Source organism: Winogradskyella poriferorum, assembly GCF_050618035.1.
Taxonomy (GTDB): Bacteria; Bacteroidota; Bacteroidia; order Flavobacteriales; family Flavobacteriaceae; genus Winogradskyella; species Winogradskyella poriferorum_A.
Genome location: NZ_JBODPY010000006.1, coordinates 55,847 through 81,584, shown reverse-complemented (window position 1 = coordinate 81,584; position 25,738 = coordinate 55,847). Strand labels below are relative to the sequence as shown.

Annotated in this window: 35 protein-coding genes and 1 other RNA gene; 21 read left to right on the top strand and 15 right to left on the bottom strand. The window is 32.8% G+C overall.

Features of this window, described 5'->3' with window-relative positions:
- Positions 1-2: 2 nt before the first annotated feature.
- The 8 genes from ACRHOC_RS13160 to ACRHOC_RS13125 all read right to left on the bottom strand — a co-directional run bounded on the left by ACRHOC_RS13160 (position 3) and on the right by ACRHOC_RS13125 (position 4,311).
- Complete coding sequence (locus tag ACRHOC_RS13160) at positions 3-731, bottom strand: nitroreductase family protein (RefSeq protein WP_431159110.1); 729 nt, start codon at positions 729-731, stop codon at positions 3-5.
- A gap of 110 nt (positions 732-841) precedes the next feature.
- Positions 842-1,483 (bottom strand): NADPH-dependent F420 reductase, encoded by a 642-nt coding sequence (locus tag ACRHOC_RS13155; protein ID WP_431159109.1) that lies wholly within the window; start codon positions 1,481-1,483, stop codon positions 842-844.
- A 21-nt stretch (positions 1,484-1,504) separates the two neighbouring features.
- On the bottom strand, positions 1,505-2,236 hold the full coding sequence (locus tag ACRHOC_RS13150) for an SDR family oxidoreductase (RefSeq protein ID WP_431159108.1): 732 nt from the start codon (positions 2,234-2,236) through the stop codon (positions 1,505-1,507).
- A gap of 61 nt (positions 2,237-2,297) precedes the next feature.
- Positions 2,298-2,726, bottom strand: coding sequence for a MarR family winged helix-turn-helix transcriptional regulator (locus ACRHOC_RS13145; RefSeq protein ID WP_431159107.1), 429 nt, complete (start codon positions 2,724-2,726; stop codon positions 2,298-2,300).
- 57 nt (positions 2,727-2,783) lie between these two features.
- Positions 2,784-3,026, bottom strand: coding sequence for a DUF7672 family protein (locus tag ACRHOC_RS13140; RefSeq protein WP_431159106.1), 243 nt, complete (start codon positions 3,024-3,026; stop codon positions 2,784-2,786).
- Complete coding sequence (msrA, locus tag ACRHOC_RS13135) at positions 3,026-3,565, bottom strand: peptide-methionine (S)-S-oxide reductase MsrA (RefSeq protein WP_431159105.1); 540 nt, start codon at positions 3,563-3,565, stop codon at positions 3,026-3,028. The genes ACRHOC_RS13140 and msrA overlap by 1 nt, the downstream gene beginning before the upstream one ends.
- Positions 3,565-4,017 carry a peptide-methionine (R)-S-oxide reductase MsrB gene (gene msrB / locus ACRHOC_RS13130; RefSeq protein WP_431159104.1) on the bottom strand — a complete coding sequence of 151 codons (453 nt, stop codon included), beginning with the start codon at positions 4,015-4,017 and terminating at the stop codon, positions 3,565-3,567. The genes msrA and msrB overlap by 1 nt, the downstream gene beginning before the upstream one ends.
- Positions 4,018-4,161: 144 nt before the next feature.
- Positions 4,162-4,311, bottom strand: coding sequence for a hypothetical protein (locus ACRHOC_RS13125; protein WP_431159103.1), 150 nt, complete (start codon positions 4,309-4,311; stop codon positions 4,162-4,164).
- 184 nt (positions 4,312-4,495) lie between these two features.
- On the opposite strand from ACRHOC_RS13125, the gene ACRHOC_RS13120 reads away from it, so the two are divergent.
- Positions 4,496-5,386 (top strand): hypothetical protein, encoded by an 891-nt coding sequence (locus ACRHOC_RS13120; protein WP_431159102.1) that lies wholly within the window; start codon positions 4,496-4,498, stop codon positions 5,384-5,386.
- Positions 5,387-5,420: 34 nt separating this feature from the next.
- Here the strand turns inward: ACRHOC_RS13120 and ACRHOC_RS13115 are convergent, their stop codons facing one another.
- Complete coding sequence (locus tag ACRHOC_RS13115; protein WP_431159101.1) at positions 5,421-5,981, bottom strand: HD domain-containing protein; 561 nt, start codon at positions 5,979-5,981, stop codon at positions 5,421-5,423.
- Positions 5,982-6,285: 304 nt separating this feature from the next.
- Here ACRHOC_RS13115 and ACRHOC_RS13110 point away from each other — a divergent pair, with 304 nt between their 5' ends.
- The 10 genes from ACRHOC_RS13110 (at position 6,286) to ACRHOC_RS13065 (ending at position 13,529) form a co-directional block, all read left to right on the top strand.
- On the top strand, positions 6,286-7,140 hold the full coding sequence (locus ACRHOC_RS13110) for a helix-turn-helix domain-containing protein (protein ID WP_431159100.1): 855 nt from the start codon (positions 6,286-6,288) through the stop codon (positions 7,138-7,140).
- A gap of 92 nt (positions 7,141-7,232) precedes the next feature.
- Complete coding sequence (locus tag ACRHOC_RS13105; protein WP_431159099.1) at positions 7,233-7,634, top strand: DUF5367 family protein; 402 nt, start codon at positions 7,233-7,235, stop codon at positions 7,632-7,634.
- Between the two features lie 4 nt (positions 7,635-7,638).
- Entirely contained in the window at positions 7,639-8,136 is a 498-nt protein-coding gene (locus ACRHOC_RS13100) for a DUF1772 domain-containing protein (RefSeq protein WP_431159098.1), read from the top strand.
- A 12-nt stretch (positions 8,137-8,148) separates the two neighbouring features.
- Positions 8,149-8,991 carry an NAD(P)H-binding protein gene (locus tag ACRHOC_RS13095; RefSeq protein ID WP_431159097.1) on the top strand — a complete coding sequence of 281 codons (843 nt, stop codon included), beginning with the start codon at positions 8,149-8,151 and terminating at the stop codon, positions 8,989-8,991.
- 38 nt (positions 8,992-9,029) lie between these two features.
- Positions 9,030-9,230 carry a hypothetical protein gene (locus ACRHOC_RS13090; RefSeq protein ID WP_431159096.1) on the top strand — a complete coding sequence of 67 codons (201 nt, stop codon included), beginning with the start codon at positions 9,030-9,032 and terminating at the stop codon, positions 9,228-9,230.
- A gap of 197 nt (positions 9,231-9,427) precedes the next feature.
- A complete protein-coding gene (locus ACRHOC_RS13085; RefSeq protein ID WP_431159095.1) occupies positions 9,428-10,768 on the top strand; it encodes a phage integrase SAM-like domain-containing protein in 1,341 nt (446 codons plus the stop codon).
- 11 nt (positions 10,769-10,779) lie between these two features.
- A complete protein-coding gene (locus ACRHOC_RS13080; protein ID WP_431159094.1) occupies positions 10,780-11,424 on the top strand; it encodes a hypothetical protein in 645 nt (214 codons plus the stop codon).
- A gap of 91 nt (positions 11,425-11,515) precedes the next feature.
- The gene (locus ACRHOC_RS13075; RefSeq protein ID WP_431159093.1) at positions 11,516-11,791 is read left to right on the top strand and encodes a helix-turn-helix transcriptional regulator; all 276 of its coding nucleotides are present in this window, start codon (positions 11,516-11,518) and stop codon (positions 11,789-11,791) included.
- A gap of 4 nt (positions 11,792-11,795) precedes the next feature.
- The gene (locus ACRHOC_RS13070; protein ID WP_431159092.1) at positions 11,796-12,185 is read left to right on the top strand and encodes a hypothetical protein; all 390 of its coding nucleotides are present in this window, start codon (positions 11,796-11,798) and stop codon (positions 12,183-12,185) included.
- A 183-nt stretch (positions 12,186-12,368) separates the two neighbouring features.
- Positions 12,369-13,529, top strand: coding sequence for a hypothetical protein (locus ACRHOC_RS13065; RefSeq protein ID WP_431159091.1), 1,161 nt, complete (start codon positions 12,369-12,371; stop codon positions 13,527-13,529).
- Between the two features lie 69 nt (positions 13,530-13,598).
- Here the strand turns inward: ACRHOC_RS13065 and ACRHOC_RS13060 are convergent, their stop codons facing one another.
- The gene (locus tag ACRHOC_RS13060) at positions 13,599-13,889 is read right to left on the bottom strand and encodes a hypothetical protein (protein WP_431159090.1); all 291 of its coding nucleotides are present in this window, start codon (positions 13,887-13,889) and stop codon (positions 13,599-13,601) included.
- Between the two features lie 320 nt (positions 13,890-14,209).
- Here ACRHOC_RS13060 and ACRHOC_RS13055 point away from each other — a divergent pair, with 320 nt between their 5' ends.
- Entirely contained in the window at positions 14,210-14,476 is a 267-nt protein-coding gene (locus tag ACRHOC_RS13055) for a hypothetical protein (protein ID WP_431159089.1), read from the top strand.
- Here the strand turns inward: ACRHOC_RS13055 and ACRHOC_RS13050 are convergent, their stop codons facing one another.
- Entirely contained in the window at positions 14,477-15,403 is a 927-nt protein-coding gene (locus ACRHOC_RS13050) for a hypothetical protein (RefSeq protein WP_431159088.1), read from the bottom strand.
- A 135-nt stretch (positions 15,404-15,538) separates the two neighbouring features.
- Between ACRHOC_RS13050 and ACRHOC_RS13045 the strand changes: the two genes are divergently transcribed.
- Positions 15,539-15,769 (top strand): hypothetical protein, encoded by a 231-nt coding sequence (locus ACRHOC_RS13045; RefSeq protein WP_431159087.1) that lies wholly within the window; start codon positions 15,539-15,541, stop codon positions 15,767-15,769.
- A gap of 178 nt (positions 15,770-15,947) precedes the next feature.
- On the opposite strand, the gene ssrA is transcribed toward ACRHOC_RS13045, so the two are convergent.
- Positions 15,948-16,340, bottom strand: a transfer-messenger RNA (tmRNA) gene (gene ssrA, locus ACRHOC_RS13040).
- A gap of 130 nt (positions 16,341-16,470) precedes the next feature.
- On the opposite strand from ssrA, the gene ACRHOC_RS13035 reads away from it, so the two are divergent.
- The 3 genes from ACRHOC_RS13035 to ACRHOC_RS13025 all read left to right on the top strand — a co-directional run bounded on the left by ACRHOC_RS13035 (position 16,471) and on the right by ACRHOC_RS13025 (position 18,527).
- Complete coding sequence (locus ACRHOC_RS13035) at positions 16,471-17,676, top strand: NAD(P)-dependent oxidoreductase (RefSeq protein WP_431159086.1); 1,206 nt, start codon at positions 16,471-16,473, stop codon at positions 17,674-17,676.
- 112 nt (positions 17,677-17,788) lie between these two features.
- Positions 17,789-18,142, top strand: a complete 354-nt coding sequence (locus ACRHOC_RS13030) for a hypothetical protein (RefSeq protein WP_431159085.1) — start codon at positions 17,789-17,791, stop codon at positions 18,140-18,142.
- Between the two features lies 1 nt (position 18,143).
- On the top strand, positions 18,144-18,527 hold the full coding sequence (locus ACRHOC_RS13025; RefSeq protein ID WP_431159084.1) for a DUF1801 domain-containing protein: 384 nt from the start codon (positions 18,144-18,146) through the stop codon (positions 18,525-18,527).
- Here ACRHOC_RS13025 and kdsA read toward each other — a convergent pair.
- From kdsA to ACRHOC_RS13010, 3 genes are all read right to left on the bottom strand, one after another.
- The gene (gene kdsA / locus ACRHOC_RS13020) at positions 18,517-19,335 is read right to left on the bottom strand and encodes a 3-deoxy-8-phosphooctulonate synthase (RefSeq protein ID WP_431159165.1); all 819 of its coding nucleotides are present in this window, start codon (positions 19,333-19,335) and stop codon (positions 18,517-18,519) included. The genes ACRHOC_RS13025 and kdsA overlap by 11 nt on opposite strands.
- A 63-nt stretch (positions 19,336-19,398) precedes the next feature.
- Positions 19,399-19,941 carry a hypothetical protein gene (locus ACRHOC_RS13015; protein WP_431159083.1) on the bottom strand — a complete coding sequence of 181 codons (543 nt, stop codon included), beginning with the start codon at positions 19,939-19,941 and terminating at the stop codon, positions 19,399-19,401.
- A gap of 57 nt (positions 19,942-19,998) precedes the next feature.
- The gene (locus ACRHOC_RS13010; protein WP_431159082.1) at positions 19,999-20,358 is read right to left on the bottom strand and encodes a hypothetical protein; all 360 of its coding nucleotides are present in this window, start codon (positions 20,356-20,358) and stop codon (positions 19,999-20,001) included.
- 194 nt (positions 20,359-20,552) lie between these two features.
- On the opposite strand from ACRHOC_RS13010, the gene typA reads away from it, so the two are divergent.
- The 5 genes from typA to ACRHOC_RS12985 are packed head-to-tail and all read left to right on the top strand — an operon-like array spanning position 20,553 to position 25,694.
- Positions 20,553-22,352, top strand: coding sequence for a translational GTPase TypA (gene typA / locus ACRHOC_RS13005; protein ID WP_431159081.1), 1,800 nt, complete (start codon positions 20,553-20,555; stop codon positions 22,350-22,352).
- A 9-nt stretch (positions 22,353-22,361) separates the two neighbouring features.
- On the top strand, positions 22,362-22,601 hold the full coding sequence (locus tag ACRHOC_RS13000) for a uroporphyrinogen decarboxylase (protein ID WP_431159080.1): 240 nt from the start codon (positions 22,362-22,364) through the stop codon (positions 22,599-22,601).
- A gap of 28 nt (positions 22,602-22,629) precedes the next feature.
- Positions 22,630-22,827, top strand: coding sequence for a hypothetical protein (locus tag ACRHOC_RS12995; protein ID WP_431159079.1), 198 nt, complete (start codon positions 22,630-22,632; stop codon positions 22,825-22,827).
- Between the two features lies 1 nt (position 22,828).
- Positions 22,829-24,226 (top strand): class I SAM-dependent methyltransferase, encoded by a 1,398-nt coding sequence (locus ACRHOC_RS12990; RefSeq protein ID WP_431159078.1) that lies wholly within the window; start codon positions 22,829-22,831, stop codon positions 24,224-24,226.
- On the top strand, positions 24,216-25,694 hold the full coding sequence (locus tag ACRHOC_RS12985) for a sulfatase-like hydrolase/transferase (RefSeq protein ID WP_431159077.1): 1,479 nt from the start codon (positions 24,216-24,218) through the stop codon (positions 25,692-25,694). Before ACRHOC_RS12990 ends, ACRHOC_RS12985 begins: the two co-directional genes overlap by 11 nt.
- Positions 25,695-25,738: the final 44 nt, after the last annotated feature.

Genomic DNA, 25,738 nt, shown 5'->3' with positions numbered 1-25,738 from the left:
ACTTAGACCTCAAAATAGACTTCTTCAAAAGGGACTCTAAAACGTGGTCCATAGATGCCTTTATCATCTCTAATACCACAACCAATTACCATATTTATTTCTGCACCACTTGGAAGGTTTAGTACCTTCTTAACTCTTAAAGTATCACTACCTTCCATAGGACACGTATCATAACCAATTGCAGCCATACTTGTCATAAAATTCTGTGCGGCTAAACCTGCACTTTTATGCGCTACAATCCTCATATCACTTTGACGTGTTTGCCTGTAGATGGGCTTAAAAAGACCTATAATTTGGAAAACAGTATATTTAATTAGACCAAGAATACCAAGAAAGTCTGTGTAGATGGTTGGTATTAATTTCTTATAGTAGTTAGTGGCCATTTTTTTACGTTTTAAATCACGATCACTTAGCCCTTCTTTATCGTAAACACGATCTAGAAATGCAATATTGGCCTTAGCACGCTTACGCCACAAATCTTTCCTAGCAACAACAACTACTAATTGTTTCGCGGTTTTTGCAGCACTTTGGTTAAAACAGGCTTCAGCTAGTTTTTTAAGTTTTGCTTCATCCGTAACATGATAAAATTCCCAGAGTTGAAGATTACTACTGGTTGGTGCAAGTGAAGCATTAACTAGGCATTGCTTCACTTTTTCTGTGTCAATAGGTTGGTCCTTATAGACTCTAGTAGAGCGTCTATAAGCTATAGCTTCTGATACTGTTTTTTCCATAGTGTTGTTTTATCAAAAATAGTATTAATGCCTTAAAAACAAAGTCAGACAAGAAACAATTAGTACTATAACTGTTTCCTGTCTGACCTATACTTATGTTATTTTGAACTCTAAGCTTTCATTAGTTTAAAAGCATGATTCCATTTATTTTCTCTAAATCCTGGAATGCACCAGAGTATACATAATTGTTCGATGACATTACTGGCTTTAGCAGTTCCCATGTCTTCAACTTCAAAACCAAATTGTTCAATGATTTCCCCAACTTCTTTTTTAGATGCGTCATTGTTACCTGCTATGAACATCGTTGGTTTGCTTTCAAATGTCGGATTTATCATTAAACCACTGCCAATGGTATTAAAGGCTTTTACAAAATTTGCCTTTGGTGCTGTTTCTTGTAGAATTTCCATTAAGGATTGATCCTTGGTAAAGAATTTCAACACGCCATCTTCCGGTGCTTCGTCCGTAATAGGATTTGTTGCATCTATTATGGTTTTACCTTCTAGACTTTTTGCATCTAATGAAGCAATAATATCTTTAGCGACTGTTCCTTTTGTAGCTAAGACCAATATTTGGCCAAATGTAGCGGTTTCAGAAGCATTTCCTAAATGGGCATTAGTACCATTTTTAGATTGCCAGTCAATTAGTTTTGAAGTATCTCTTGTGCCAATCATAACCTTATGACCATATTTTAAAAAGCCGTCACCTAAGGTCTGGCCAACTATACCAGAACCTATTATTCCTACTGTTTTCATATTTATTTAATTGATTATTTATTACCAAGCAATTGGTTGCCCTAAATGCTCAAAGTGTGATGTTTTATCTGTTGTGTCTAAGGCTAAATCTACAATAGTTCTTGCGCCTTCCTCTACTGTGAGTGGAGCATGTTCTGTACCTAGATCGGTTTGTACCCAACCTGGATGTGCAGAATTCACTTTTATATTATCTTCCTTTAATGCAGTTGCTAAATGAATTGTATAAGAGTTTACTGCGGCCTTAGAAGCGTTGTACGAAAATGGTTTTACAGCATAGTAATCCGACTCTGGATTAGTCGCTTCAGCCAATGAACCAAGTACACTCGAAACATTGACGATATTGCCTTGCTCACTTTTTTTAATAAGGGGTACCAATTGTTGTGTTAAGTCTACCAGGCCAAAGAAGTTGGTTTCAAACGTTGCTCTTAGAACATCTTGTGTCAATGAGTTTACACTATTTTGTTCCCAACTTTCATTAGGATGGATCATTCCTGCGTTGTTTACTAAGATATCTAAGTGCCCATGTTTCGATTCAATTGTATCTACAGCATTTTTAATACTTGCTGTATCAGAAACATCCAGTTGTACAAATTCTGCATCTATACCTTCATTTTTAAGTTCAGATACGGCGTTATTACCGCGTTCTTCATTTCTTGCACCGATCAATACTTTAATTCCTTTTTGACCTAGTTCTTTAGCTGTTTGAAATCCTAATCCTTTATTAGCTCCTGTTATTAATGCTACTTTTTTCATGATTTTTGTTTTTATTAATTATATAATGTTTGTACATACAAATAAGAATAACAAAATTTTTTTAGTTGTCAATGGCGGCATAAGCACTATAGATATCATCAGTTAATTGACGTGCTTCGTCCTTACCAAGAATCGTATTATATTGTTTGTATAAGCTTTGCCATGCTTTTTTAAGTTCTGGTTTAAGCGCTAGACTTTTTTCCGTAGGAAATACTTCGGTTGCTCTCCCAACAGATTTACGTTCTAGTAAACCACGATATTCCATTTTTTCTATAAGTCGTGTCACTGTTGAGGGTGTTAATTGCATTTGACGGCTAATGGCTTTTGGCTGAATACCTGGAGCATCATTAACAGTCATTAGTAAAAAAGCATAAGAAGGCGATAAGCCTGTTTGTGAAAATGCTTCATCGGCCATCTTTGTCATTACCCTCGCAAAAGCATTTGCAGAGTGGTATAGGCATGTACAATATTTACTGTCTTTTGTTTCCATTGTTGATGCAAATGTATATTAAATGTTTGTACATACAAATAAAATTGAAATATTTTTTTACTTGAAGATTAATTTGTGGACATAATCGCCCAACCAATAACCACATCCTAATACTAACGGATATCCAACAAACAACCATAAATAGTCTAATACCGAAAGTTGTTTGAAGGTACTACTACCAAACTCCTCCAAAAGTGAAAATAAATCGTACCAAGATTTCATACCGAACTTAATCACTAAACCATTTGCGACTATGGCAATAATGAGAATAAAGATTCCGATAATATAGAGTCGTATCATTATTTGAGTTTATCTGCATGAAGCTGACGTAACTTGGCCAACTTCGGATCTATTACAAAGTTACAATAACCATAATTAGGATTGTTTTTGTAAAAATCTTGATGTTCTTTTTCGGCCTCATAGAAGATTTCAGCTTTAGATATTTCAGTGACGATAGGATCCTTATAGTATGGCCCTAAAGCTTTAGTTACCGCCTCAGCAATGTCTTTTTGAGTATCATTATGATAATAAATCACAGATCTGTATTGTGTCCCACGATCGGCACCTTGTTTGTTTAATGTTGTCGGATCGTGTGTGGTCATAAATATGATGAGTACATCCTCATAAGAGATAATATTGGCATCAAAAGTAACTTGTACGGCTTCTGCATGGCCTGTTAATCCTGAACAAACTTCTCGGTATGTAGGTCTGCCTGGCGCATTACCACCAGTATAACCCGAAATTACTTTTTCTACACCTTTTACCTCTTGGAAAACCGCTTCTGTACACCAAAAGCAACCACCTCCAACCGTAGCCAGTTGTATATTCTTATTGTCCATTAAGCTGTCTCCTTATCTAAAGTCATAGACTCTGAATTAATACAATATCTTAGGCCACTTGGTTCTGGGCCATCAGGAAACACATGTCCTAAATGGGCATCGCATGTATTGCACATCACTTCAACACGTACCATACCATAAGAGGTATCGCGTTCGTACTTAATGGCATTTTCTTTTATGGGTTGTGTAAAGCTTGGCCAACCTGTACCTGAGCTAAATTTAATTGTACTGTCAAATAATGGTGTGCCACAGCAAACACAATTGTATTTACCAGAATCATAAACACTACATAAGGCACCACTGTGCGGTCGTTCTGTACCTTTCTCTCTAGTTATTCGGTATTGCTCTGGTGTAAGTTGTGCGTACCACTCTGCATCAGATTTTTCAACACGTCGCTCTGGTGTTGGATTCCCATTAACAGCAAAATCAATAACGTTTTTCCAAGTTAGCATAGATCTTTTTTCCTTTCTTAATTTTTATGCAAAGTTAGTCTTTGAAAAGCTATTAAACTTACAAAATTGTGTTAAGCAATAAAGACAAAAAAAAGCCCAACTATATTTTAATAGTTGGGCAGATCATTTTATGTGATTTTATTTTTAGAAGTGTGCCAAAGTATCATAAGTACTGGCCACAATTGCAATGAGCATTATTAATACACTTGTTACAAAAGTAGCAACCGACTTTGTTATGGTATCCTTCTGAAAAATATAATCTCTTCGTTTTTCGTTCTCTTCTTTAATTTTCATAGTTGCTTTTTTGTATTAAACTTATTTACTTTAAAATAAACATTTTCAGCGCATTACGAAATTTATGAGGGGTCTTAACATAACTATAATACAAACTATTAATAATTGTTAATCCTTTACAACATAATTTAATGCGATAGATTTAAAATAAATGTATATTAGTATTTCATATAATTAATTTATAATGAGACTATTAATTAATCTGTTTAAATCTTCCCTCTTTCTATCTACAGCCCTACTATTTTCCCAAGACCTAACTGAAAAACGGACTAATCGTTTTGCTCAAATTGATGCTGACGGTAATGAGGTCATTACCAATCTCGAAATGAGGACCTATTATAAAGATAAGCTCAACCGATTTGGAGATTCTATAGATGCAAAACGTCAATTCTATGCCATTGACGCGAATACAAATAATATCATTACGCTACCAGAATATTTAGAAGATCCAAATTATAAACGAGCTCTCGAGTTTTCGAAGCGTTGGCAATATCCAGAGCGCTTAATTGAAAACGTAATACCAACGGATTCTAATCTTGCCAATGATGAAGCTCTTAATAATTTTCGCACTGTAGACGCCAATAAAAATCGAGGGATTTCACTTTATGAAATGATGCTTTATGGTCATGGTAAAATTGATAGTAAAACAGGAGAACCCATTAATGCTATGCTACTATTTTATGCCTTAGACGCCAATAAGAACAGTTTTGTTAACCTCTCAGAGTTTAAGAATGGACCAAATATGGAGGAAGGTAAAATTATGTTCGAGGTTAAAAAACGAAGAGCCATTATCGATGTTTTTGTGTCTCGGCGTAAAGCAGGAGATGATTATGTGAAGTTGCGAACTGCTTTGTTCTATGATTTCGACATAGACGAAAACTATGAGATTTCTTTAGAAGAAATGGAAAGCTATTATACCAATAAGTCCGATAATCTTGGACGTCCTATTGATCATAAACTTCGATTCTATGGATTGGATACTAACGAGAATAATGCCGTAGAACTTGAGGAATTTGTAAAAAAAATAAGTGGGAGGTATGCTACTAATCGCTTAAACACGGTAGACAAGCAATAGCCACCAATGTTATTGAATGATTAAAAGAGTGGAACTAAACTTTATCTAGTTCAACCAATTTCTCCATTAGAGCTTCAAACAGTTGAAGCGTAATATCAAATTTGGAGACATGAGGAAGATATTTACTTCTAATAAGGTTTTCAGTAAAACCATCATTTTTGGTAGCGCCTTCATCATTGAGGTTTCTCACACAAGAGTCTAAACAATCAATAGCCTTTGCAAACTCCGCTTCTCTTGTGTTTCTGTTTTCGTATTCTGACATTATTTTTTTGAACCGATCACGATTTGAAATAAATGACTCAATTTTTAGCAATGCCTTTTCTTCCTTTTCGCGCTTTAATTTCATTTCTTCAGGATTATTAAACTTGGCATCACCAGCATAGACTTCTACAACATCGTGATAAAGTAAATATTCAAATACTTTTAACCGGTCTAATGGTTCATTGGTGTAGTCAATCACTAAATCTGCTATTAATAAACAACTCCATGAGTGTTCTGCACTACTTTCTTTTCTCCTACCAACATTAAGTCCACGTTCAACTGTTTTTAGTTTTTCTAATTCAGTAAAACTTTGAATAAGATTGTCAATATTCATATACCTAAAAAGTTTTGAGCTAATTAAGATTTCACTCTAAAATTAGAGCTTTTATAATGCTTTTGAAAATAGGTTAAGAAGCTTTAAGTAACATTTGTTACATGCCAATCTTATCCCAAGGTATAAATTTGTCCAATTGTTTTAATAGCAAAAACCCTAACCTAAGAGAGTATGAGACTGAATTGTTTTGTGCTCTTTTAGTTTTTCAACAAACTTGTATTTCTCAAGGGAATAGATAGTGAATAAGAAATTTATTCAAACTTTTTCAATTTGCTATAAGTTCTAAAAGTGCTATTTTAGTTATGTGACACGCGATATTATAGATATTAACGATTTTACCATTCTGGTAGAAACGGCAAACTCAGATAGTGTAATTGAAGATTCATGTTATTTTGATGAACCCGTTATTGCTGTTGCTTTTTATGGTTCAGGAAATGTAGATTTAGAATTCAAATATCCAACTTCCTCTAAATTTTATAATTATACAAAAGGACTGGCCTTATCTTTTTATTCTGATCAAGAAGTGATTTGTACACATACAGTTTCAAAAGATTGTCCTTTAGAGTGCATCGTCATTGCTACAGCAACAAGAAATCTTAATAAGTTGCCCAACCAAGAAGGGGAATTATTTTCAGAATTACTGGAACAACTAGTTAATCCTAAGGATCACTATGTTGAAGGTCCCAGTTTTTTTATGACTCCAGAAATGCAACTAATCGTAGACAGTTTATTTAATATTAAATATGAGGGTAAGGCTAAAATGATGTTCTTTAGAAGCCAAATTACCGCCTTACTATCTCATTTCTTTGGTCAACTTGCATTGAATAAATCGCAGAATTTTCAATCGGTTGATAGACAGCGATTGGATGAAGTGAAAAATATTTTGGCGGAGAATTTAGATAATCCACCTTCACTTTCTGAATTGTCAAAAATAATAGGACTTAATACGACCAAGCTAAAAAAAGAATTTAAAGAAGTTTTTGGCGTCCCTGTTTTTAAATATCTCCAAAATCAAAGGCTCACTACAGCCCATGATATGATAAAAGGGCAAAATGCGACAGTACAAGAGGCTGCTTGGCATGTTGGATATGATAGCTTAAGTTCTTTTTCAAATGCTTTTGCCAAGAAGTTTGGTTATAGACCAAGCCAAATTAGATAGTCGTCCTTTCAAACAAATCAAAAATCTTTTTGAATAAGTCAATGCTCTGATGTGGAGATACTTTTGTCTTGTAATTAAAAAATTATTAAGACATGAAAACAATTAGAGCAATTTTAGTCGGTATAGCAATTTGGATACTAGCTGTATCTGCTTACACAATTTCATTTTACATTCCAATACTAGAAGATGCCGAACTTCAGGCTAATCTGGTATTAATGCTGGCTGTAATTCCATTAGTTTGGTTTGGAGCAGCATTTTATTATAGGCGTGAGAAAACCACTCATGGGTTTTTAGTAGGGATTATTTTTTTATTGGTCAGCGCCTTTTTAGATGCACTCATTACGGTTCCTGTATTTATGGTGCCTAATGGCATCGACCATTACATGTTTTTTACAGCTCCAGGATTTTGGCTCATAGCCATGGTCTTCGTTGGTATAGTGGTACTGTACTATTATATCAAAATAGCCAATAGAACATTAACAATAACAAAGTAGGATTATGGAGTTTTCATTGCAACACATTGTATTCTTGCTATTGGTAATGTGTACTGGGTTAAGTGCCGGATTATGTTTCACTTGGTCAAACTCAATAACACCAGGTATTGGAAAGCTGAATGACTTTGGATTTTTAATGTCTTTTCAACAAATGAATAGAGTCATTTTGAACCCTACATTTTTCATCGTGTTTATAGGACCTTTCTTTTTAGGTATAATAAATCTCTTCATACTTAAAAATATATCATCAGGTCTATGGTGGTTGCTTATAGTAAGTGTGCTTATTTATTTCCTTGGTGTGATTTTAGTCACTGTATTTGGAAATATACCACTAAACGAAATTTTGGATAAAAATAACTTAGAAACACTTAATGAAATAGAATTAAGACAGTTGCGAGACACCTTTGAAAACAAATGGAATCGGCTCCATCTTATAAGAACAGTTACATCATTAATTTCATTTATAACCTTAATCATAATAACAACACAAATCACAAAATAAATATTAAATAACATGAAAAAAGAACAATTTTTAATAACAGGAGGAACAGGCAAAACAGGTCGAAGAATAGTAGATCGTTTACAAAAGTTAGGACATGCAGTGCGCATCGGTTCACGATCTGCACAACCATCTTTCGATTGGAATCGGCCTCATAACTGGCCAGAAGTCGTTAAAGGTATAGATTATATATATATCACTTACCAACCAGATCTTGCGGTACCAGGGGCGAAGGAGGCCATAGCAGAATTGGTAAGAGTATCAAAAAATGCAGGTGTCAAGAAGTTGGTTTTATTATCCGGAAAGGGTGAAAGAGAAGCCGAATTATGCGAAGAAATCGTGATAAATTCAGGAATAGATTACACCATTGTTAGAGCGAGTTGGTTTAACCAAAATTTTAGCGAAAACTTCTTATTGGATTCAATATTAGATGGTGTTGTGGCTTTACCACAAGCCCATGTTAAAATTCCGTTTGTTGACGCAAATGATATTGCGGACGTAGTTGTTGAAGTATTTTTGAATGATGCCCATTCTCAAAAAATATATGAACTTACAGGAAATGAACTCTTAACTTTTAAGGAAGCTGTAGATACTATTTCTGAAGTGACAGAGCACGACATTACCTTTATACCGGTAAGTTTGGAAGAATACAGTAATGCCATGCGAGAGATGCAATTGCCTGAAGATTTTATTTGGTTAATTGATTACCTATTTGAAGTGGTTTTAGGTAATCCAGAAAATTCGATTATCACTAATGATATAGAAAATATATTAGGAAAAAAACCAATAAGTTTTATGGCTTATGCCCAAGAAGTTTCCAAAACTAACATTTGGAAAAATACCGCAGTTAAAGCTTAATCAATAAACCATTCATCAATCAAAATGAGAAAACCCTTGTGCCAGTTACAAGGGTTTTTTCTGTGGAGTCGGAGAGATTAACTTCGTTGTTCTACAGTGATTCTGAAGTTGCAAATACAACTGCCTGGATTTACAATCCACATTCATTAAAAGAAAAAACCCAAACAAGTGAACTTGATGGGTTTTCTATTTTAATTCACAACACAGTTGTGAGTGTTGTGGAGTCGGAGAGAGTATAACAATACAATTTGGATAATTATCTCAACACGCTTTGAATCTATAAAATCAATAATAAATAAATTTTTATAAGCCTTATGGTATATAATTAAAAGTTGATTGCAATCTAATAAGATTGAAAATAGTTGACTAAATGTTGACTAAATGTTGACTAAAATCATTACTATTGATTATATTTAGGTGTTCAATTTTCTAAATTATGGCAACAATTAAATATCAACTTCAAAGTAAGTCGGACAATGCACCTATCTATTTAAGATTATCCTTGGGGCGTTCAGGATCATTAAAACGCAAAACATCATTAAGTATAAATCCAAAGAATTGGAGTGCTAAAACAGGACTTCCTAAACAGACTTATGCAGATGAAAAAAACATCACATCTAAATTAAGAGGTTTAACAAAATTTATACTCGATGAGGTTAACGATGCCAATAGTTCTGGAATAGTAATAACGGGCAATTGGTTGCAATCAAAAATAGACATACACTTTAATAAACATGAGATCAAAGAACTGGACTATCTAACTCAATATGGAGAGTATTTCATAAAAAATCTAAAATATAAAGTGAATAAAAAATCCCAACGAGTAGGAGTTTCTAGATCCACTCAAAAGAAATATAGAACTATTGTAAATAAATTAGTTGCCTTTGATAAAAAAAGAAGTACTCGAACTAAACTGACAGATGTGAATTTGACCTTTAGAAGTGAATTAATTGACTATTTTGATACAATTGATAAACTAAGTGATAATACCATTGGACGTTATTTGAAGTTTGTCAAAAGTATATGCTTGGATGCAAAAAAGAATGGTTATAGAGTAAGTCAACAATTGGATAATTTTTCTGGATTTTCAGTAAAAGCACCTAAGATTATATTATCATTTGATGAGATTAATAAAATCAAGTCAAAAACGTTTATAAGCGATGCTCATGAAATTGCAAAAGACTGGCTTATTATTGGTTGCTATACAGGTCAGAGAGTTTCGGACTTATTGAGAATGAATAGTAGTTTTATACAACATATACAAGATCATGACTTTATTGTTTTAGAACAAATCAAAACTAAAAAAACCGTACAAATACCTATTCATCATGAAGTAAAGAATATTTTAAATAAAAGAAAGGGAGAGTTTCCGCCAACATTTGCCAAAAGTATTGATAGCGCAAAAGCAATGTTTAATCGTTACCTTAAAGAAATCTGTAAACTCGCAGAAATTGACACCATTGAAAATGGAAATAAATTTGATAATAAAAAGAAAAGATATGTAAATGGTGATTATCCAAAATACGAACTTGTTTCAAGTCATATTTGTCGTAGATCATTTGCTTCTAATTTTTATGCTACTGAGTTATATCCTACACCTATTTTGATGAATATAACTGCTCACAGTACCGAAAAAATGTTTTTAGAGTATATTGGTAAAAAACCAATCGATTATAGTTTAAAACTTGCTAAAATATGGCAAAAAGAGGGCTTAAAACAAAAGCAAACAAAGGAGAAAAAAGAAAATAATTTAACTGTCATTAATAAGGCAAATTAAAAAGAAACACAATGTTTGATAACGAATTTAATATTGAATATTACGAAGAATTACGATACTCTGATGATTACAATGTATTAAGAAATTGTGCAAATGAATATTTACGAAAATGTAACAAGGTTGATTTATTTATTTCGCAATATGAATTTTATTTAAGTCGTTATTTACTAGAAAGTGGTCTTGATGTTGTAACATCTGAGAAACATTATTTATGGTATTTGTACATCTCATTGGTTGATGAAAATCAAGACCTTTGGGATAATGATAAAGGTGATTCAACTGAAATGAGAACAAACGAAATGATTTCAACGTATGTATTTTCAAAATTATTAAAGCATCATTTATTAGTGACTGGCTCAAAAGAAATAGAGCGCCTTAAACACTTTGGTATAGCAAAGAAAAAAATTATTTCTACAAAATTATCACTAGAAGGCAAACCATTAAATCTATTGGATCGATTTACCATTGTTAATAAGGTTTTTGATATTGAAAAAAATATAAGAAAATTAAAAATAAGTGAGGACGAAAAACACAATGTATTAAGTCTTGTTCTAGGATGTAATAAGGATAATGCAAAAAAAATCATGAATGGTAATTATGATGCGAAACTCAAAGAAGATTTAATTGATAGTTATGTAAAAACTTTAAAAAAATAAAAAAGGGGTAAACAATCTTTTGCCCTTCTTTTACCCTCAGCATACTGTTTAAATAATATTGCATCAAGTTAAATTTTAAACAGTTAAAGCAATGCAAGTTCAATTTATTTCGGTAACACCCGAGCAACTACAAAGAAAAATAATTGAGGGCGTAAAAACTCAATTAGAAGACCTTAAAAAACACTTCAAACCAAAAGAGCCAAAAGAATACTTAACAAGGCATGAATTGGCAGAAATGCTATCAATTGACCTCAGTACAGTATATAATTGGACAAAAAAGGGAATATTGACCGCACACCAAATTGGTGGTCGTGTTTTTTATCTAAGATCGGAAGTCGAAAACGCAATAGTTAAACTTAACAACTAGAGCAATGAGTACGGCAACACCTCAACCAATACTACACGTATTCAAGGAATACAATATTGGAAAGTTTAAAACTACAAGACATTATAAAATAGAATCAGTTACAAATGGAGTTAACCAATTAACTGATATTATAAATATCTCTAAAGATAGAAAATGCGCTCAGTCGATGCCTGCGTATTGGTTACAGATAAGAGAAGGTAAAAAGTGGAAAAAACCACGTCTTACTGGACTGTTTAATACAATAAAATACAATGTTTTTAAAGGTGATATAGACAAAAAAAGACACCTTGTTTTATTTCAATTTTCTGATAAGGCAAATACATTGACTATCTATTATTTTCAGAACTACTACACAACGAATTTGAGCAACGTTTGGGATTTTCTTGTTGACTAGTATTCCAAACAAAAAAGAGGGCGTAAAAACCCTCTTTTCTTGTTCAAATATCGTGGTATTACGGCAACGTATACCTAATACTCAAAGATAACATTTTATATCGTGATTGACTTTGTAAAGGTGGAAGTAATTAACTCGAATATTGCATATTTCGAGCATCACTCTTTACTAGATTTTCAGAATATGGTAAACACCAAGACTGGCGAATTATCTATTAGATCAAACGCATTTTACAAGGGTTTAGAGTTCAAAATATATGACGTTACCGAAAAGACACCTTATAAGAGATTAACCATTGAAGGCAGTTTGCACAAGCACTGGAATAATGGCGCACATAATTTTAATGATTTTGGAATTAATGAAATTGCTGAGGTACGCCATGACTTAAATGAGAAATTCGATATTGATTTCAGAAATTGCACACTGCGACAATTAGAAATTGGCATTAATATCTTGCCGCCAGTACCCACAAAACAACTTTTAAGATATTGTTTGCTTCATAAGACAAGTGAATTAAAATCTATATACACCAAAGACGAAGGAACTTACATCCAAACAAAACACCAAAGGCATTATATAAAATTATACGACAAAAGGACACACTATAAAAACAAAGGTTTTGACATTGATAACGATGTATTTAGAATTGAGAAAAAATACTCGAAAATGGAAGAATTAAATAACAAAGGTATATATAACCTCAGCAATTTATTAGAATACGATTTAAGACGTTTTAAGAGCGATTTATTGCAATTATGGAACAACGTTCTATTCTATGATTGGAAGTTGTTAGAAGACACCAAATACAAGGACACTTATAGCAATATTAACTACTGGTTAGAACTAAAAGATAACAACTACTCCAATTTCAAATATCATAGAAACAATCTCAATTCTATATTAAACAAATACCCAAATAATATAAAATCTCAGATAAGAGAATTAATCTCAAATAAGGTTGATCTGTTAAATACAAAAACTACCCAAATTAACCCTTTATATATAGGGTTAAAAACGGCAGTTTCTACAACTACCAATAAAGACAAAAACAGACGTCAATGTTTAGTAACTGGTTTAAATATCTCAATGCAAAGAAATGATAGTTCTTTACTTTCTCATACTGGAATACGTTACTACAAAAAAACAGATTTAAAGGTTTACAACGAGATTAAGAGAAAGTACCTATCTAGTAAATGGCATGATGCAGATATTGAGACACAGATTAAAGAACTGGCGCACAATATTAGAAATACATTAAGCAATAGAAGAATAAAGCAAGAGAGACTATATTCACCTTCTCAGTATCAATTATTTCATTTAGGCATTACTCAGGCATTCGGTTAAAGATGATAGTTTCTAGTTCCAAAAATATACTTACATAGAGTATTAATAAATCAATTGATAACTATTCTATTAGGGTTTTATTTTAGGTTTAGAATAAAGCACCAACAATAAAACTCCGACAATAACCAAATAGATACTCCAAATACCTCCTGTTTTAGCAAAATTAAATGGTTCATAACCAAGTATTTCCCAAGACATAGTATGCCCACTAGAAGTAAATTTTCCATGCACTACGCCCTTATCGTATGCATAAGGATAAAAGATTAAATACAAAACTGCAGAAACAAAAAGTGCTATAAGTAATTTCTGAATTTGATTCAGTTTTCCGACCAAGATTCTTATGATTTTTAGTATTTTCATTTAAAATATTATTACAATTCTAAGTAAATAAAAGATAAATAACTTGCATTCAATAAATCATTAATAATTTTTTTTAATTCTTATGGAACATAATTGTTTTAGAAACGGTAAAAAGCATTCTAAAATAGTTTAGAATAGTATGTTCAACTAACATGTTTTAATATAAGTTTATATTAAACTAATATGAAAATATATACTTTGAATAATCAAATTTTTTTCAAATTATTAATAATCTTTTTTTAATTCTGATAACTGATTTTAACTGATTATTTCTACTATTTGTAGCAAGACTTATTTAAGACCTAGAATAATTTTGTTGCATGAAGTTCACAACTTATTATTCAAGTCTTTTAAAGTCAAAAGGAGTACCTAATTTAACGGTAAGACAGTATCAAAAGATTTTTAATATTATGATATTGGAAACTAGAATAGATGAAACAAACAAACTTCTAAAATCTAGCGTCGATCCAAATACTAAGTTTATTCTAAACAAGAGGAATTATAGTTTGTATTCTAAACTTCATAACCTCATAAGGGATAAATGCCCTGAAGATATTTTTAGAGATTTTACAAACAACTATTATTAGTTAGTTTTTATTGAGGCAACTTAATTTATCAATAAAGAAATTTTCGTAATTTATATTTTCTACGTCATAATAAGATTCACTACCTAGAAAACGTATCGCCTCTATTGGTGAACTTTTTAATTTATTTATATGAGCAGTTGTTAAAGAGGATACGAGCATAAAAGCATCACTAGAGCAATCAATATCATCTTCATGATAAAATTTAACCTTAACATTGTTTTTAAGTCTAACAATCACATAAGAATCATTCTTATTATATGGACTTGCACAACCTAAACCTTCTGGGATATAAAAATAGATGAATTTATAGTTACCATTCCTTGCTAATCTAATATCTACTGAATTTTCCAAATAGACACTATGCTCAGCAATTTCATAATATTCAGTTACCTTTCTAATCTTATTAGTGAATTTATCAACTTCATTTTGAGTGTAATGACACCTTGATCTTCTTTCCTTTATTCTTTCAACCTCTGCGATACTGTCCTTTAATTTCCTCGCTCTTATTTTTTCTTTAATTTCTTTCTTTTTTTGTTCTTTAATTGAGTCTTGCCTAAATTTTTCTCTCTTCTTTAGCATTTCCTTTCTTTTGGCAATTGAATCCAGTCTTTTTTGTTCTCTTTCCTTTTTTTGTTTTTCCTCCTCTGCCTGAGCATTGAGTATTTTGTCAATTTCTGTTTGGATAAATTCAGTTTCTATAATTGTAATCCTTGCTACATACCCAATACATCTTTTATATTTCACTTTTACATATTCAGTATCCGTAATTTCAATAATTTCTATTTCTTTACCTTTATTTATTTGGCAAATTATTTCCTTTCCTGCAAGATTGGTATTGAAAACATTTGCCTTCATTTTTGTAGTTGAATTATTTTGTGAATTAGTGACTCCAAAAATCAAAAAAAAGAATAAAATTGTTTTTCGCATAGAATTAGTATAATATTGAAAATGATTTGTACTAATATAAATATTATTTATTATTAATATGAATGACAAGAAAAATGATACTTACCTTTTTTATTTATTAATAATGGTTGTTATTCTATATGCTATTACAATTAGATGACGTTGTATCAATTTAACTTACTAGACCTCAATAATAAAATGGAAGCCGTTAATCAATACGGTACTTTCTTAGATAACTACATAGGACAAAATGAGAAATGTAATTGTTATGCAATTGATATGTTCTTTGTTGAGGTGGTTTACGATCCAATACACAACACCATAACAGAAATACGAGCGTTTAAGCATGGTCATAGACTTGATAAATATTCTAACCTATGCATATGAAAAGAGCGTTTAATAAAAGAGAGAGAACAATTATTGCAGTATTGCTAGGGATAATTATTTTTAACTTCATTATTATAGCATTACAATAGATCAAAAAGACTAGATTTTCAATTTGTTGACTAATTGTTGGCTAAAAAAAACCTTAACTTATTTATTATTAATAAGTTAAGGTATTTTAAAGTGGAGTCGGAGAGAATCGAACTCTCGTCCAAACAAGTAACTAAAGAGCTTTCTACACGTTTAGTTTTTTCTTGGTTTTAGACTGTAAGCTGACAAAAAACAGCCTACTTACAGCTTAGCTTTTTAATCTCGAAAGGGCATCAAAGCCTTACCCAATCTTAGTTAATTTTTACGATGCCTCTAATTAGAACGCCATTAACCAAGGCTTTCTGGAGACATTTAGCTTGCTCACCTTGTGAGCCTAAGCCAATCTTACTATAATTCAGATTATGCAGCTAAAGCGTAGTTATTCTCGCCGTTTAAAATTTGGTTTAGCCTTTTACGTGTGTCAATACCATTACACGACGTGCTTACCATTTAATTAATCTCGCTGTCAAAACCAGTCGACCCCAAATGATAATTTAAAAGGATGGCGAAGTTACAAAAAAAGTTGTGCAACCTCTTAAATCCCTTTATTTTCGTGCAAAAATTATTCCACATCGTTTTTATGACATTTATGTCATATTTTAATACTTACAAATATGAAATTCGCCATTATAAAAGAACGTAAAAACCCACCAGATCGACGCGTTGTTTTTTCACCTCAGACCTTAGCAGAAGCCAGAAAACGATTTCCGGATGCTGAGTTTGTAATTGAATCTTCAGATATCAGAGTATTTTCAGATGTGGAGTATATAAAGTATGGTTTTGAAGTTAAAGATGATGTTTCTGATGCGGATGTTATGATTGGTGTTAAGGAAGTGCCTGTGGAGGCTTTGATACCTAATAAGGATTACTTTTTCTTTTCCCATACAATCAAGAAACAACCTTATAATAGAGATTTACTAAGGGCAATATTAGATAAGAACATTAGACTTTATGATCATGAGACTATTGTAGGACCAAATGGCTACAGACTTATAGGTTTTGGCCGATATGCAGGACTTGTAGGTGCTTACAATGGTATAAGAGCATTGGGTATACGAGATGGTTTATTTGATTTACCGAAGGTTGAAACTTTAGCCGATCTGCAGGAAGTAAAAAGTGTTTTAGACACGATTAAATTACCAGCTATTAAAATACTACTGTCTGGTACAGGCAAAGTAGCGAAAGGGGCTAAGGAGATTTTAGATCATTTGGGAATCAAAGAATTAAGTGATGCGCTTTATTTAACCTCAGAATTTACCGAGCCTGTATACTGTCGTGTTGATGTGATGGAATATGCAAAACGTAAAGATGGCAAGGTAGGAGAGCGTTTAGAGTTCTATAAAGATCCATCGGAATACGAAAGTAATTTTATGCCTTACGCTAAAGAAACCGATTTCTTTATTGCAGGCCATTTTTATGGTAATAATGCACCTTATTTGTTCACGAGACAAGATGCTAAAGATCCTCATTTTAGAATTAATTTAGTTGCAGATATCTCTTGTGATATCGATGGTCCTGTGGCGAGTACAATAAGACCATCAACTATTAAAGATCCTTTTTATGGCTATGATCCTGCATCGGAAACAGAAGTTGCTTTCAATGCTGAAAATGCGATCGCAGTAATGGCAGTGGATAATCTACCATGCGAATTACCAAAAGATGCAAGTGAGGGCTTTGGAGAAACGTTTTTAGAACATGTGTTACCAGCTTTTTTTACCAACGATGCGAATGGGATACTTGAGCGTGCTAAAATAACGGATGCTGGCAAGCTCACACAGAAGTTTGGTTACCTACAGGATTATGTAGATGGGATTTCATAATTCGTAGTCTTCCTAATTTTTGTTTAATGCTACAACCGCTATAAAAGTTGTGGATTTAGGCAATTATTAATCAGCTAATTCTTAAATTTATAACAACTAAAATCATATCAATATGCTTGGACTTTTATTAACGATTGCTCAAATTACAGGAGGTATACTTTTGGGTATTGCTACATTAGATAAATGGGATGGAGAAAGCAATTTCTTTAATAAAATTGCTGGTGCTCTCGTACCGTTTCAGACTGTTATTGGAGGTACCTTGGTTATTTTAGCACTGATTACGTTTAGAGGTGGCTGGTTGTTTAGTATAGTGAGTATTCTTGGAGGTATATTGTTGTTGACCCATGTATTTGGAAAAGTCCCAGCTCTAGAAAGCGGTTTACGTCAATTATCTGAAAAGTTAATGCCTTTTAAAGCAATTATAGGAATTGCCTTATTAGTCGTGGGTATTTTGAGGTTATTTTAGAATGAATCCTGCAGAAGCCTACATTCTCAAACAGGAGGAGCCTTTTAAATCAATTCTGCTTCAACTTCAATCTATTGTAGAAGCCATTCTGCCAAATCCAGAATTACACTATAAGTGGAAAATTCCTTTTTATTTTAATGGTGACTTGCCTATTTGTTATTTAAATCAATCCAAGGACTATGTAGATTTTGCGTTTTGGCATGGTGATCGTCTCAGTGATTATAGAGACTACTTTGTAACAAAAAACCGCACTGCAATAACTTCACTTCGTTACAAGGCAGTTGAAGATATAAATGACGAGGTCATCATGTATGTTATCAAAAAACAACTTGAAATTAATACCAATCCTTTTAAATTAACCAGAATTGGGAAGGCTAGAAATTAGTCACCAACGTTCTTATTTCAACCAATCGCGTCAATAAACCTTCCAGGTTATCTAAGTGTAACATATTGGCACCATCACTTTTCGCATTGGCGGGATCAAAATGTGTTTCGATAAATAATCCATCAACATTATTTACTACACCAGCTCTTGCAATCGTTTCTATCATATCTGGTCGTCCACCGGTTACACCTGCAGATTGATTAGGTTGCTGTAAGGAGTGAGTCACGTCCAAAACTGTTGGCGCATATTGGCGCATTGTTGGTATGCCTCTAAAATCAACTACCATATCCTGATAGCCAAACATGGTTCCTCGATCTGTTATTAAGGCCAGATCGCTTCCAGAGTCCTTTACTTTTTGTACCGCATGTTTCATAGCTTCAGGACTCATAAACTGACCTTTTTTCAAGTTAACTACTTTACCAGTTTTTGCCGCAGCTACAACCAAATCAGTTTGTCTTACCAAGAAAGCTGGGATTTGTAGCACATCTACATATTCAGCAGCTTTAGTCGCATCTGAAACCTCATGAATATCGGTAACCGTTGGTATGTCGAAGGTTTCTGAAACTTTTCTTAGGATTTTAAGTGCGTTCTCATCACCAATACCTGTAAAACTATCAATTCTACTTCGGTTGGCTTTTTTAAAGCTTCCTTTAAAAACATAAGGAATTTTGAGCTTATCAGTAATACTTACAACTTTCTCAGCGATGCGTAATGCCATATCTTCACCTTCTATGGCACAAGGACCACAAAGCAAAAAGAAATTGTCAGAATCGGCGTGTTTTATTTTAGGAATTGAGATCACAACTATATACTTAAATAATAAGGTGCAAAGATAATATTATTTAAGCACCAAATGAGATTTAGGAAGTGCCTAATTGTTTATAACCACATACTCTACATCAATAATTTCATATGTTGTAGGTGGTAATATATTTTCAATAGGTGTTTCACTATTGTATACAAGGATGCAACTTGAATTAGCATTAATTGCATTACAAGGTTCTACAGCATCCGCAGTAAAATTTCCAGAAAACTGCAACCCATCAGAAACAACTGTAATTATTGGAATACCTTCTACATTAAAATCGTTGTGGTTATTTAATTGAATCTCGTACTGTAGTAAGGTAGTATTATCGCTTGTTTCAGGCACATAATTAAAGCTCAAAATTTGATACGTAAAATTCTCTAATGTCGGTGGCTCTATTAATTCGGGTTCAGTAGGTTCTGGAAAGTTGCAAGAAACCTCTTGCGTAATCTCGGAAGAATATGTTTGATTGCCAACAATATAAAACTGAGGTATGGTAATCATCTTAGTACATTCATCATCTGATGGGCAAGCCATAAAAGATAAAAACAAAAAATAAAAGCCGATAAACTTGATTTGCCTTAAGGGCTTAAGAGAAAATCTACTCACAATTTGTAGGTTTAAAAATTTAAACCAATATACTACTTTACCTTAAAAGGAAGCCTTTTAAAATTGTTTTTGAATACTGTTTCTAATCATCCAAAGTGCCATTATAAAGCTACCAAAAATGATAAGACCAACATTTGAAAAAACAGACGAGGACGCACCAAACCAATTAACTACATCTAATAATGCTAAGCTATATGCTAATATTAAATAAGATGATAAACAAACAAAAATAATACCCAATGAAAAGTTTAAGTTTTTATTTGGTTTTAAAAGTTGCCAAATAAAAGGAATACCAAATAAAAGGATAGGATAGGCGGTAATGCCTTCAGTTCTATTTGTGTATGTAAACCAATACGCAATTACTGATAAAAAATAGAGGTAGGGAATAAAACGCGTTAACTTATTAATTGCCTTCATCAATTATTAATTATTAGGGTTAAGGAGTAAAATGCCAGAACTAGGGGGGATAGACAACAGGCTATTACAACATATAATAAAATTGAATTGCTTAAGATACGAATTGAATACACTTAAGCAACAATTAATAACATAAAATTAACGTAATACAAGGATTTAAGCGTACCTTTGCGCGCTTAAAATCAGTATTGGTTATGACAAAAATTAAGAACATCGCGATTATTGCACACGTTGACCATGGGAAAACAACCTTGGTAGATAAGATTATGTATCACTGTCAATTATTCCGCGAGAATGAGAATACTGGTGATCTTATACTAGATAATAATGATTTGGAGCGTGAAAGAGGTATAACCATAACCTCAAAGAACGTTTCTGTTGTGTATAAGGATACTAAAATTAATATTATTGATACGCCTGGTCACGCGGATTTTGGTGGAGAGGTTGAGCGTGTACTAAATATGGCAGATGGTGTTCTTCTTTTGGTAGATGCCTTTGAAGGGCCAATGCCACAAACACGTTTTGTACTCCAAAAGGCCATAGATTTAGGATTGAAACCATGTGTGGTCATCAACAAAGTAGATAAAGAAAATTGTACGCCAGACGAGGTGCACGAAAAGGTATTTGATTTAATGTTTGAGCTTGGTGCTGAAGAGTGGCAATTAGATTTTCCTACCGTTTATGGTTCTGCAAAACATAATTGGATGAGTGAAGATTGGCAAGATCAAACCTCAAATATCGAACCTTTGCTAGATATGGTTATCGAACATATACCTGAACCAAAAATAGAAGAGGGTAGTACTCAAATGCTCATAACATCGCTGGATTTTTCAAGTTTTACGGGCCGTATCGCCATTGGTCGATTAACACGAGGTACTTTAAAAGCTGGTCAGCAAATCTCACTAGTTAAGCGTGATGGTGCTGTTGTAAAAAGTAAGATAAAGGAGCTTCATACATTCGAAGGATTGGGTCGCAAAAAAGTTGATGAGGTACAAGCTGGTGATATTTGTGCTATTGTAGGTTTAGAAGGATTTGAGATTGGAGATACCGTTGCAGATTTTGAAAACCCTGAAGGTTTAAAAACTATTGCAATAGACGAGCCAACAATGAGCATGCTGTTTACGATTAACGATTCCCCATTTTTTGGAAAAGACGGTAAATTTGTGACGTCGAGACATATTAAAGATCGCCTTACAAAAGAGCTAGAGAAGAATCTGGCATTAAGAGTAGAAGATACCGATAGCGCAGATAAGTTTATGGTTTTTGGACGTGGTGTTCTGCATTTATCTGTTTTAATTGAAACGATGCGACGCGAAGGGTATGAGCTTCAAATAGGTCAGCCCCAGGTTATCATAAAAGAGATAGATGGTGTAAAATGTGAACCATTTGAAGAAATGACCATAGATCTTCCTGAAACCGTATCTGGTAAAGCTATTGAAATGGTGACCATGCGAAAGGGTGAAATGTTGAGTATGGAGGCAAAAGGAGATCGTATGGTCTGTGAATTTATTGTCCCTTCACGTGGTATTATTGGTCTTAGAAATCAATTATTAACGGCAACGGCTGGTGAAGCTATTATGGCACACCGTTTTAAAGAATATAGACCTCTTAAAGGAGGAATTCCTGAGCGTCAAAACGGATCGTTGGTATCTATGGAAAATGGAACAGCAATACCATATTCAATTGATAAATTACAAGAACGAGGTAAGTTCTTTATAGATCCAGGAGAAGATATTTATGAAGGCCAGGTTATCGGTGAAAATTCTAGAGGTGATGACATGGTGGTAAATGTTACAAAGACTAAGAAATTAAGTAACGTAAGATCTGCAGGAGCAGATGACAAGGCAAAAATTGTACCCGCAATCAAATTTTCATTAGAAGAGGCCTTAGAGTATATCCAAAAAGATGAATACGTAGAGGTAACACCAAATCATTTAAGACTTCGTAAAATTTTATTGAAAGAGGTAGACCGAAAGCGCGCAAAAAACATTTAATTTCATAAAATGGAATTGTTCGGTATTACGGGAACAGAGTATATCGGTTATTTAGCATCATTTATGGTTTTACTGTCCTTTACCATGAAGGATGTGAAAAAACTTAGAATGGTAAATATGACTGGCTGTATTCTATTTATTATTTATGGGTTTTTAATGCCAACTTTACGTATTGGTCTCCCAATCATTATTGCCAATGCCGCAATATTGGCCGTTAATATTTATTATTTGGTTAGTAATAAAAGTTAGAAGTTTTATATTTACAAAAACTTGATACATGCATTTTCTTTATTTCGATCCAGGTTTAGGAGCAATGATTATTCAGGCCATTGTTGCGGCAGTAGCTGGTGTTGTATTGTTTTCTAAAAATCTGGTTCATAAAATAAAGGTATTCCTTGGTTTAGTAAAACCCATCGAAGATGATGTGTTTGATGATATCGATGTTAAAGATTCGGATGTAGACAAAACGAAATAAAGTGGACGTAGAGGCACTTCATTCATCTTCTTTTAGAGACCCTTCAGGTTATATTTTTATGGATAAAGGTGAAATAAAACGGGTTATTAATCCGATTTATTTTGAGCAATATGAGGCACTTACGCAATCAGGATTCTATCAAAAACTCTTTAATAATAGATTGCTTATTCCGCATGAAGAACTTTCACGTTCTGAGGAAACCATAGTCATACGACCAGAACCGATTTCATTTATTACTTATCCTTATGAATGGAGTTTTAATATGTATAAGGAGGCGTCATTGCTCACCTTAAAAATTCAGAAGTTCGCTTTGGAAAGTGGGTTTAACCTCAAGGATGCTTCAGCATTTAATGTTACGTTTCACAATGGAAAGGCTGTATTTATAGATACTTTGAGTTTTGACTTTTATCGTGAGAACCAACCATGGCGCGCATACAAGCAATTTATTACACATTTTTTAGCTCCATTAGTATTAGCACATTATCACGGTGCTGAACAATTAAAATTAATTCGAAATTTTATCGATGGCATACCTGTGAATATCGCAAGTTCCATGTTACCATTTAAGACCAAATTAAGTCCAACTTTATATAGTAATATCCATTTACTTGCCAAGCTTGAAACTAAGCACAACGAGGATTACAAAGGAGAAACGAAAGCCAAAGCCTTAAGTTTAAAAGGGCAACTCAATATTATTGAAAGTCTTTACGATTTTATAAAAAATCTTAAGCTGAAATCTGCTACAGAATGGGGCGATTATTATGATAAGACCAATTATACCGATGATGCTTTTAGTAACAAATCGAAAATAATTAATAATTGGGTTAAAACATTTAAACCAAATAAGCTCATTGATATTGGTGGCAATGATGGCACATTTGCACGTCAAATCGATATTGAGATACCTGAGATCTTAGTTTGTGATATTGATAATAACGCAGTAGATTCAAATTATGTAAGGCTAAAGAAATCGAAGGAGCAAAATATGTTACCCTTTGTTCTAGATGTATTAAATCCTTCACCAGGAATAGGCCTAAATAACAAAGAACGATTTTCATTTATAGACCGAATTAAAACTTTTGGTCCCGATATAACTTTGGCATTAGCGGTTATTCATCACATGTCCTTAACGGGGAACGTACCTTTTAGAGAGTCGGCACGATTTTTCGCTAAGTTTTCTAAGCAACTTATAATTGAGTTTCCAAAACGAAATGATTCTTGGGTACAACGTTTATTGAAAGCTAAAGGTGAATTTGAATCTCATTTCGATTTTTATAATCAAGAAAATTTTGAACAAGACTTTAGTACTTTTTTTGATGTGACTGAAAAATTGCCCATAGAGAATTCGGATCGGGTAATGTATTTAATGAAAAATAAACTTGAGTCGTTTGAGAGCTAAAATTCAAAATTTTATAAACAGTACAAAGGAAGCACCCTTACTTTCTTTTTTAGCAATAGCTATAACGCCAGTTTTATTCTATGCGTCTAATAATTATTGGGCACTAAATTCTTTTTCGCATTTACTTTTCTTTTTAGGAGCGATTCTCGTTTTTGTTTTTAGTAGTTATAGTGTTTATTATGTACTCTTAGAACGCAATCAGAAACTTCACGCTAAACGTAAACACTTTATTTTTTGGGTGGTTATGCTTGCTGTATTATTATTTTTAACACACACCTATTTTAATTCAACACTTAAGCGTATAGCCCTTCTAATTGCCACTGGTGTTGCGGGTTTTGCTTTACCATTTAACCCAAGGAAGCACTATAAAAAGATGGTAGTTGTACTTTTTTTATTTTCATGTTTGTCTTTGGTAAGAATGTCTATTCATATCTATGAAGACATAAAACCAGATTTATGGTTAAAGCAAGCTGATGAGATTGAAAATATTAAGTTTAAATCTTCCCCAAATGTCTATATGATTCAACCAGATGGGTATGTTTCAAAAAAAATGATGGAATCTTCGCCTTACAATTATAATAGTGATTTATATAGTTGGTTAGAGGATAACGGATTTAAGGTTTATAATGATTTTCGAAGTAATTATCCTGCCAGCTTAACTTCAAACGCATCTTTGTTTGCTATGAAGCATCACATGTATGCAGATATGATGTTTCCAAAAATTGAAATTGCGAATGGGAGAGAGGTTATTACAAAACATAATCCTGTAGCTTCAATTTTTAAAGCAAATGGTTATAAAACACATTTTATTGCTGAAGATGAATATTTTCAGCAGAATAAAAAACAAGAGGTTTTTGATTATTACAATATAGCTAAGGATGAATTTTCACATCTTACAAAGGGTGGGAGTGTCGCAAGAGACGTCTATAAAGACTTTAAAGACGTATATAACCCAAATGATAGTAATCCCCAGTTTTTCTTTATAGAAAAATTATTACCACATCATGTTGCATTTTTTAATACTGATAAATCAGTTTTAGAAGAGCGTGAGCGTTACCTTGCTAAAATTGAAGAGGTTAATCTCTGGTTAAAGGATATCGTAAATTATATTGCAAAAAAGGATAAAAATGGAATAATAATCATATTGGCAGATCATGGTGGATGGGTTGGTTTAAGAAGTTTTAATGATCTTTATTCCAATGAAAAGCCAGAATTAGTAAATTCAATTTTTTCGAATATTGCAGCTATAAAATGGACTGGCCATCTCGAAGATGGTTTTGATAAAGATCTAAAAACTAATGTCAATATTTTTAGAGTACTTTTTGGAGCCCTAAGTAAAAATGTGGAAGTTCTAAATCATCTCGAAGAAGATGCAAGCTATAATTTAAGATTGAATAGTTTAGGAAATAAAGATGTGGTAAAAGTTATTGATGCTGGTGGAAATGTCATCAATGAAATAATTAAATAGTATTTAAGTAATCCAACCCTTATAATACGAGTAGTCAAATATAG

What these genes read in the sequence shown, in the direction of transcription:
- ACRHOC_RS13030 (WP_431159085.1), top strand. Translation starts at nt 17,789, where the DNA reads ATGCTTGGACTTTTATTAACGATTGCTCAAATTACAGGAGGTATACTT.
- ACRHOC_RS13035 (WP_431159086.1), top strand. Translation starts at nt 16,471, where the DNA reads ATGAAATTCGCCATTATAAAAGAACGTAAAAACCCACCAGATCGACGC.
- ACRHOC_RS13105 (WP_431159099.1), top strand. Translation starts at nt 7,233, where the DNA reads ATGAAAACAATTAGAGCAATTTTAGTCGGTATAGCAATTTGGATACTA.
- ACRHOC_RS13025 (WP_431159084.1), top strand. Translation starts at nt 18,144, where the DNA reads ATGAATCCTGCAGAAGCCTACATTCTCAAACAGGAGGAGCCTTTTAAA.
- ACRHOC_RS13080 (WP_431159094.1), top strand. Translation starts at nt 10,780, where the DNA reads ATGTTTGATAACGAATTTAATATTGAATATTACGAAGAATTACGATAC.
- ACRHOC_RS13000 (WP_431159080.1), top strand. Translation starts at nt 22,362, where the DNA reads ATGGAATTGTTCGGTATTACGGGAACAGAGTATATCGGTTATTTAGCA.
- ACRHOC_RS13085 (WP_431159095.1), top strand. Translation starts at nt 9,428, where the DNA reads ATGGCAACAATTAAATATCAACTTCAAAGTAAGTCGGACAATGCACCT.
- ACRHOC_RS13010 (WP_431159082.1), bottom strand. Translation starts at nt 20,358, where the DNA reads ATGAAGGCAATTAATAAGTTAACGCGTTTTATTCCCTACCTCTATTTT.
- ACRHOC_RS13050 (WP_431159088.1), bottom strand. Translation starts at nt 15,403, where the DNA reads ATGCGAAAAACAATTTTATTCTTTTTTTTGATTTTTGGAGTCACTAAT.
- ACRHOC_RS13100 (WP_431159098.1), top strand. Translation starts at nt 7,639, where the DNA reads ATGGAGTTTTCATTGCAACACATTGTATTCTTGCTATTGGTAATGTGT.
- ACRHOC_RS13160 (WP_431159110.1), bottom strand. Translation starts at nt 731, where the DNA reads ATGGAAAAAACAGTATCAGAAGCTATAGCTTATAGACGCTCTACTAGA.
- ACRHOC_RS13045 (WP_431159087.1), top strand. Translation starts at nt 15,539, where the DNA reads ATGACGTTGTATCAATTTAACTTACTAGACCTCAATAATAAAATGGAA.
- typA (WP_431159081.1), top strand. Translation starts at nt 20,553, where the DNA reads ATGACAAAAATTAAGAACATCGCGATTATTGCACACGTTGACCATGGG.
- ACRHOC_RS13150 (WP_431159108.1), bottom strand. Translation starts at nt 2,236, where the DNA reads ATGAAAAAAGTAGCATTAATAACAGGAGCTAATAAAGGATTAGGATTT.
- msrA (WP_431159105.1), bottom strand. Translation starts at nt 3,565, where the DNA reads ATGGACAATAAGAATATACAACTGGCTACGGTTGGAGGTGGTTGCTTT.
- ACRHOC_RS13075 (WP_431159093.1), top strand. Translation starts at nt 11,516, where the DNA reads ATGCAAGTTCAATTTATTTCGGTAACACCCGAGCAACTACAAAGAAAA.
- ACRHOC_RS13145 (WP_431159107.1), bottom strand. Translation starts at nt 2,726, where the DNA reads ATGGAAACAAAAGACAGTAAATATTGTACATGCCTATACCACTCTGCA.
- ACRHOC_RS13060 (WP_431159090.1), bottom strand. Translation starts at nt 13,889, where the DNA reads ATGAAAATACTAAAAATCATAAGAATCTTGGTCGGAAAACTGAATCAA.
- ACRHOC_RS13140 (WP_431159106.1), bottom strand. Translation starts at nt 3,026, where the DNA reads ATGATACGACTCTATATTATCGGAATCTTTATTCTCATTATTGCCATA.
- ACRHOC_RS13070 (WP_431159092.1), top strand. Translation starts at nt 11,796, where the DNA reads ATGAGTACGGCAACACCTCAACCAATACTACACGTATTCAAGGAATAC.
- ACRHOC_RS12995 (WP_431159079.1), top strand. Translation starts at nt 22,630, where the DNA reads ATGCATTTTCTTTATTTCGATCCAGGTTTAGGAGCAATGATTATTCAG.
- ACRHOC_RS13125 (WP_431159103.1), bottom strand. Translation starts at nt 4,311, where the DNA reads ATGAAAATTAAAGAAGAGAACGAAAAACGAAGAGATTATATTTTTCAG.
- ACRHOC_RS13155 (WP_431159109.1), bottom strand. Translation starts at nt 1,483, where the DNA reads ATGAAAACAGTAGGAATAATAGGTTCTGGTATAGTTGGCCAGACCTTA.
- ACRHOC_RS13055 (WP_431159089.1), top strand. Translation starts at nt 14,210, where the DNA reads ATGAAGTTCACAACTTATTATTCAAGTCTTTTAAAGTCAAAAGGAGTA.
- ACRHOC_RS13120 (WP_431159102.1), top strand. Translation starts at nt 4,496, where the DNA reads ATGAGACTATTAATTAATCTGTTTAAATCTTCCCTCTTTCTATCTACA.
- msrB (WP_431159104.1), bottom strand. Translation starts at nt 4,017, where the DNA reads ATGCTAACTTGGAAAAACGTTATTGATTTTGCTGTTAATGGGAATCCA.
- ACRHOC_RS13095 (WP_431159097.1), top strand. Translation starts at nt 8,149, where the DNA reads ATGAAAAAAGAACAATTTTTAATAACAGGAGGAACAGGCAAAACAGGT.
- ACRHOC_RS13115 (WP_431159101.1), bottom strand. Translation starts at nt 5,981, where the DNA reads ATGAATATTGACAATCTTATTCAAAGTTTTACTGAATTAGAAAAACTA.
- ACRHOC_RS13065 (WP_431159091.1), top strand. Translation starts at nt 12,369, where the DNA reads ATGGTAAACACCAAGACTGGCGAATTATCTATTAGATCAAACGCATTT.